Origin of the sequence: Alkaliphilus pronyensis, assembly GCF_009017275.1 — a bacterium.
GTDB classification, from domain to species: domain Bacteria; phylum Bacillota; class Clostridia; order Peptostreptococcales; family Natronincolaceae; genus Alkaliphilus_C; species Alkaliphilus_C pronyensis.
This window is the reverse complement of record NZ_WBZC01000053.1, coordinates 21,586-28,926: the sequence shown is the minus strand read 5'-3', so window position 1 is coordinate 28,926 and position 7,341 is coordinate 21,586. Positions and strand designations below refer to the sequence as shown.

At 33.5% G+C, this 7,341-nt stretch carries 6 protein-coding genes and 2 riboswitches; all 6 genes read left to right on the top strand.

The window, feature by feature from the left end; translation table 11 throughout:
* Nucleotides 1-60: 60 nt before the first annotated feature.
* On the top strand, nt 61-729 hold the full coding sequence (locus tag F8154_RS12405) for a class D sortase (protein ID WP_151861944.1): 669 nt from the start codon (nt 61-63) through the stop codon (nt 727-729).
* Nucleotides 730-876: 147 nt separating this feature from the next.
* A riboswitch (cyclic di-GMP riboswitch) is annotated at nt 877-958 on the top strand.
* Nucleotides 959-994: 36 nt separating this feature from the next.
* Nucleotides 995-1,076: riboswitch (cyclic di-GMP riboswitch) on the top strand.
* A 14-nt stretch (nt 1,077-1,090) separates the two neighbouring features.
* Nucleotides 1,091-1,891, top strand: coding sequence for a transglutaminase-like domain-containing protein (locus F8154_RS12400; protein WP_151861943.1), 801 nt, complete (start codon nt 1,091-1,093; stop codon nt 1,889-1,891).
* A gap of 137 nt (nt 1,892-2,028) precedes the next feature.
* On the top strand, nt 2,029-2,847 hold the full coding sequence (gene purR, locus F8154_RS12395) for a pur operon repressor (RefSeq protein WP_151861942.1): 819 nt from the start codon (nt 2,029-2,031) through the stop codon (nt 2,845-2,847).
* A gap of 172 nt (nt 2,848-3,019) precedes the next feature.
* On the top strand, nt 3,020-3,316 hold the full coding sequence (gene spoVG / locus F8154_RS12390; protein WP_151861941.1) for a septation regulator SpoVG: 297 nt from the start codon (nt 3,020-3,022) through the stop codon (nt 3,314-3,316).
* A 518-nt stretch (nt 3,317-3,834) separates the two neighbouring features.
* Entirely contained in the window at nt 3,835-5,754 is a 1,920-nt protein-coding gene (abc-f, locus tag F8154_RS12385; protein ID WP_151861940.1) for a ribosomal protection-like ABC-F family protein, read from the top strand.
* Between the two features lie 172 nt (nt 5,755-5,926).
* Complete coding sequence (gene glmU / locus F8154_RS12380) at nt 5,927-7,297, top strand: bifunctional UDP-N-acetylglucosamine diphosphorylase/glucosamine-1-phosphate N-acetyltransferase GlmU (RefSeq protein WP_151861939.1); 1,371 nt, start codon at nt 5,927-5,929, stop codon at nt 7,295-7,297.
* The last annotated feature ends 44 nt before the right edge of the window (nt 7,298-7,341 follow it).

The following is a 7,341-nucleotide window of genomic DNA, read 5'->3' as shown; positions in this document are numbered from 1 at the left end:
ATAAAAAACATATATATAGTAATATAGCATTAAGAAATATTTTTAATGGAGCTGTAGAGAATGAGAAGAAAGCTATCAGTAATATTAATTATATTAGGATTAATTGTTTTTACATATCCCCTATTGGAGAGGGGCTTTACCTGGTATATGCAAAGAAAGGTAATGGAGGAATATGAAAAAATAGCCCAGTTAACTGAGACCATTGAGTCAGAAGCTGTAGAATCAAATTATTTTCAGCTGCAAAGGGTTTTAGGGGATGAAATGAGGGAGCTAATGGAGGCTCAGGCTATAGAAAACTCAGACCATCAAAAAAACCAAAAGCCAGCTGTATTACCTATTGGGGTATTAAAAATAGATGAAATAAACCTTAATCTACCTATACTGGAGGGCACCTCAGAATTAAACCTAAAGATAGGGGCAGCATGGCTTAAAGAAACTACCCCTATAGGTGAGGTAGGAAATACTGCACTAGCAGCCCATAGAAGTCACACCTATGGAAGATTTTTTCATCGCTTAGATGAGCTTGAAGTAGGTGATGAAATTCAGATTAATAAGGATAAAAAAAACTACAGGTATGTTGTATATAAAAAGCATTTAGTTGAGCCAGAGGATATTTCTGTGTTAAATAGAAATCAAAAGGATAAAATATTAACCCTTATAACCTGTCACCCAATAGATACAGCAACCCATAGATTGATTGTTCATGCTGTTTTAGAAGAATTAGATTAGAGTAAATAATAATTAACTAAAAATTAAAAAAATATGTACAAATCATTTGCAATCAATAGTTGTTCTAGTGTATAATAGTTATACATATAGTTCACATAACAATAGTAATAGTGATATAGTTTTATTATTTTCTAATAAAATTACTTTTCACGATAAAGGCAAACCAGTCGAAAGGCTGGGACGCAAAGCTAAAGGGCCTAATCGAAAGAAGGGCAGCCTAGCCACCGAAAGAGGAGTTTTTTGTTTTTGATAATATAATACTTTTCACCGATAATGGCAAACCAGCCGAAAGGCTGGGACGCAAAGCTAAAGGGCCTAATCGAAAGAAAGGCAGCCTAGCCACCGAAGGGAGAGTTTTATTATGAAGAAAAGTTTAATAATTTTCATTTTACTGCTTTTTATATCAACAACTCTGTTTACCTATGGGGTAGAAAATCAAATAACCATAACTGATGAAGATACAGATTTGGGTGTGGTGGGAGTTTATATTAACGGTGATGTAAATAATAGAGTTAAATTACTTGTTGAAAAAGATGGGACAAGATATAGCTATAATTTATATGAGAAGGATGAAATTCAACTTTTTCCACTACAAATGGGTAATGGAAGCTATAGGATAAGAGTTATGGAGAATACAGAAGGAAACAAGTATAAAACAGTATTAAATAAAGAAATAAATATAAACCTTCAAGATAGTTCAATAACCTACTTAAACTCAATACAAGAAATAAATTGGAAAAGAGATAACAAAGCAATAATTAAAGCATCTGAAATAACTGAAGGAATAGATTGTGAACAACAAAAGCTAGAAGCTATATACAGCTATATTGTTAAAAATATTAAATATGATTACGAGAAAATAAGCACTATAACTTCAAGCTACCTTCCTGATATAGATGAGATTCTAGAAAGTGGACAAGGCATATGCTATGACTACTCATCATTATTTGCAGCAATGATGAGAAGTGTAGGGGTACCAACCAAGATGGTAAAGGGCTATACCGACTTAATACCAAATGAATATCATGCTTGGAATGAGGTTTTAATTAATGGAGAATGGAAGATAATAGATACAACCTTTGATGCAGCATATATTCAAGATAGCAAAAACGTGGACATGCTTAAAACAGCCTCAGACTATAATGGAGAAAAAGAATTTTAAATAGATAAAAAAACTCTGCTAATAATTGCAGAGTTTTTTAATTTAAACTTTTAATTTAAAGTTTTTCATTGAATAAACAAATAAAAACGAATAAAATAAACATAATAATAAAAATAATTCACGTTCGGAGGAATAGCATGTACAAGCTTAAAAGGAATGAAAGGATAGCAGCTATGGTAAAAATCCTTTCTTATCAACCTAATAAAATATTTACACTAAACTATTTTACTGAAAAATTTAATTCTGCAAAATCTACAATTAGTGAAGATATTGTAATTGTTAAGCAAACAATGGAAAAAATGGAGCTAGGAAGAATAGAAACCTTTTCAGGAGCCGCTGGTGGCGTAAAATATATACCCCAAACAAGCAATTCAAAGAATAAAGAAGTATTAACAGGTATATGTAGCCAGCTACAAAACCCAAATAGAATACTTCCAGGTGGATTTCTGTATATGACGGATATAATATTTGATCCTATCACTACTAACAATTTAGGAGAGATTTTTGCATCACAACTAAACTATAAAAATGTTGATTATATTATAACAGTAGAAACGAAAGGAATACCTATAGCTATGATGGTGGCGAAGGCAATGAATCTACCACTTGTTATATTAAGAAGAGATAGTAGGGTAACAGAAGGGTCAACCATAAGCATTAATTATATTTCTGGTTCATCGGGAAATATACAAAAAATGTCGTTATCTAAGAGGGCAATAAAACCAAATTCAACGGTAATAATTATTGATGACTTTATGAAGGGTGGAGGAACTGCTAAAGGCATGACGGACATGATGAAGGATATCAATGTAGAGGTTCAAGATGTTGGAGTGCTTATATCAACAAAGGAACCAAGTAAAAAGCTGATTGATAAATATGTACCCCTGTTAATATTAGAAGAAGTAAAGGCAGAAGAAGGAATTATAAATATTTACCCAAATCCTGAAATAATATAGCTCTATATTTTAAGCTTAGGTTTTAGGCTAAAAAAGCCGAAAACTAAGGTATAACAAAATAATTCTGAAAAGTTATTAAATTAATGCAGGATATTTACAAGTTTTGGAGAATATGAGAAGTAAACAACTTCGCATTTACTGCAGCAGACATAAGGAAGGTGGTGAGGGGATAATGCAAGTGACCGATGTACGTATTAGAAAGGTAGCTACAGAAGGAAAGATGAAGGCAATTGTTTCTGTTACTTTTGATGATCAATTTGTTGTGCATGATATTAAGATTATTGAAGGTCAAAATGGATTATTTATTGCAATGCCTAGCCGAAAAATGGGGGAAGGCGATTTTAGAGATATTGCGCATCCAATTAATTCCGAGACAAGAGCCATGATTCAAGACGCGATTTTCGGTGAGTATGAAAAAATGGGTGATGAAGTAGAAATTTTAGTAGAAGCTGAAATAATGGCTGAATAATCGAATGCAGGGAGAGCCTCGTCATACGGAGGGGCTCTCTAGTATTTTGCATTTGTAGACTTATATATGCTATTTAATGAAAACATATCTCGTTTTTATTATTTTACTTTTTAATTTTCTTTATAGTTTTAAATAGATTCCGAAAGGGGAAAGTAAGCCATGACACCAGCTATATGCTAATATTAATTTATCCAAATTAATATGTATTTGATATTGAGACATAATATGCCTAAGCTTTTTAAGGCTTTATTGTTATACTCTTTAGCAAATGTGGCATTTAGAAGGACTTGCTTTTCTAAAATAGATTATAGTTACTTTAAATATATAGCTTGCATTATAGCAGGAGTAGATTATAGGTATTGATTTTATCTCTCCTCTAATTTTAGTAAATTATATTTTTCTATAAATTTTAGACTGTAAGAGGGTGCTATCTTCTTATGGTTTTTTTATTTTAAATAGTTTGCAAGTTATTTCTATCTGGCTCGATATAAGAACATAATAGAGAGGAAGATATAGGAATGTTTGAGTTATCCTTTAACAATGTGCAAAAATATATGGATACAACCCTTGTTTTAAAAAACATAACTTTTCAAGTATATGCTGGAGAAAAGGTAGGCATAGTTGGCGTAAATGGAAGCGGAAAGAGCACCATTCTTAAATTAATAGCTGGTATAGAAACCTTAAATTGCTACCCAGGCTCCTGGAGCAAAGGCTATGATGATGGTTATATTTCCATGCCTAGAGAAGCCACAACAGCCTATCTGGATCAAATACCTGATTATTCAGAGGGGTTGAAGGTTTTAGATATTTTAAATCTAGCCTTCGAAGAGGTTTATGAAATAGAAAAGCAAATGAGGGATTTAGAAAGCAAAATGAAAAGCCTAGAAGGGTGCTTGTTGGATAAAACCTTAAAACGGTACGGTCAACTCTCACAGCTCTTCGAGGTAAAGGGCGGCTATGAAATAGAGGAAAAACTAAGTAGGGTGTGTAAGGGCCTAAAATTTGATGAAAGCTTCTTAGAAAAGAATTTCGCCTTGTTAAGCGGTGGAGAAAAAACAACAGTAGTATTAGGAAAGCTTTTGATAGATAACCCCGACATCTTACTTCTGGATGAGCCTACCAATCATCTTGATATGGATTCCATTGAGTGGTTGGAGGACTATCTTAAGACATACAAGGGTATAGTGATTGTCGTTTCCCATGATAGATATTTTTTAGATAATGTAGTTACTAAAATTATAGAAATTGAAGATATGGAGAGTAAAACCTATAAGGGAAACTATTCTGCCTATGTTAATCAAAAAGAAGAAGAAATGCTTCTTCAATATGAAGACTTTAGAGAACAGCAGAAGCAAATAAATGCTATGGAAAAGGCTGTGAAGGATTTAAGGGATTGGGCCCAAAGAGCTGACAATAATAAGTTTTTTAAGAGGGCTGCCAGTATACAAAAAAGACTTGACAAGATAGAAAGAATAGATAGGCCAATTTTCGAGAAGCAGAATATGAAGCTTAATTTGAAGGCTGCCCAAAGATCGGGAAAGGAAACCATAAAGGCATTAGGAGTGTCAAAGAGCTTTGTGGACAAGGATTTATTTATAGAAGCAGACCTAATGATTAACTTTGGCGAAAGGGTGGCATTAATTGGACCCAATGGAAGTGGAAAAACCACCCTTTTAAAAATGCTATTGGGGGAAGAGAAGCCAGATGGTGGGAAGGTGGAGCTAGGAGCCAATGTGATGGCGGCATATTTACCACAAAAACTGACCTTTCTCGATGAAGAGCTAACTGTCTTGGAGGCCTTTAGAAATGATGTCTTCATTCTAGAGGGAAAGGCTAGGGAGCACCTATCAAAATTCATGTTCTATGGAAGCAGTGTTTTCAAGAAGGTAAAGCATTTATCTGGTGGTGAAAGGATTAGACTGAAGCTGGCTCAGTTATTATATAATGATGTAAACCTATTAATATTAGATGAGCCTACCAATCATCTGGATATTGACTCCATAGAAACCTTCGAAGAGGCCCTTGAAGAGTTTAAAGGCACAATATTTTTCATCTCCCATGATCGATACTTTATCAATAAGGTAAGCCAAAGGGTGATAGCCATTGAGGATTATGGTTTTAAAAGCTATCCTGGAAATTACGATTATTATAAAAATCTAAAAGATCAGCAGTCTGTAGAGACCCATCAAGAGCCTGTAGAAAAAAAGGAAAAAACCAAAAGGACAAGGACAATTGATGAGGAGAAACAGAAGGAATCAAGAATGGTTAAAGCAGAAGGGCAGATTGAAGCTTTAGAAAATAAAATTAAAGAAATTGATTTAGCAATGTCAGAATGTCAAAGCCAGTATGAGGAGCTAAATAGGCTACATAATGAGCGAGATGAGTTAAGTAAAGAACTGGAGAAGGTTATAGAGCAGTGGGTTGTATTAAATGATTAAAAAATCCTTTTTATTTCTAATTTTATTTTTTATTTTACATTAGGGCTTCATTAATTTGCAAAAATATAATAAACTATTAGGGGATGAAAACATTAAAACTTTATAAACTATTAATAATTAAGTTTAATTATACACTTTAAATACAAATTATTGAAAAACTCGAGGTGAAATTATGGAATTAAAAGCAATTATTCTTGCAGCAGGTGAGGGCAAAAGAATGAAGTCACGCATTCCAAAGGTATTACATAAAGTATGTGGACAAACAATGCTGGGGCATGTTTTAGATGCTGCTAATGCTTCAAATGTACAAGAGTCTATAGTTGTAGTAGGCCATGAAGCAGACACCGTAAAAAAAAGCTTACCCCAAAAAGTAAAAACTGTTTTACAGCCACAGCAGCTGGGAACAGGCCATGCGGTAATGATGGCATATGATTATATAGAAAACCATGGCACAATATTAGTATTGTATGGTGATGGTCCATTAATTACTGAAAAAACCCTCAACCAGTTAATAGAATATCATAATAAAGGAAATTACAAGGCTACTGTATTAACCACAGAGCTAGAAAATCCTTATGGATATGGTCGAATTGTAAGAGATTCAAATGGTCAATTAGATAAAATAGTTGAGGAAAAGGATACCAATGATAACCAAAAGCAAATTAATGAGATTAACTCAGGAATTTACTGCTTCTCAGCAGAAAGCCTAAAATCAGCATTACCACAGTTAAAAAATGACAATAAGCAAAAGGAGTACTACCTTACAGATGTATTAACCATTATCAAAGAGAAGGGTGAAGAAGTAGGACTCTATAAAATAAAAGAGTACCAAGATATTATGGCGGTAAACTCTAGAGAACAGCTGGCAGAGGTTGAGGCCATAATGAGAAGCAGAATAAACCAGTACCATATGCTACAAGGTGCTACTATAATTAACCCACAAAATACCTACATAGAAAAAAGTGTAAAAATAGGGATGGATACAATAATATATCCAGGTGCAATGCTTGAAGGTAACACTGTTATAGGCGAAGACTGCATAATTGGTGCGAATTCAAAAGTTAACAATTCTTCAATAGGTAATAGTGTAGAAATACAAAGCTCAACAATAATTGATAGTGTTGTGGATGATTTCTCTACTATTGGTCCATATGCATATTTAAGACCCAATAGTAAAATAGGTAAGCATGTTAAAATAGGAGATTTTGTAGAAGTTAAAAATTCTACCATTGGTGATAATTCAAAGGCATCCCACTTGGCATATATAGGAGATGCAGAGGTAGGTAAAAACGTAAATATTGGTTGTGGTGTTGTATTTGTCAACTATAATGGTAAAGAAAAGAATAAAACTGTTATTGAGGATAATGCCTTTATTGGAAGCAACTCCAACCTTGTGGCACCTGTTACTGTTAAAGAGGCCGGGTACGTTGCCTGTGGCTCCACAATAACAAAGGAAGTACCTAAAGAAGGATTAGCGATTGCAAGAGCCAAGCAAAAAAACATAGATGGCTGGGTAAAAAGAAAAGGACATAATAAAGAGTAGTTACAAGTCAAAAACATAAGAACTAATAAGGAGCTATTTGCTAA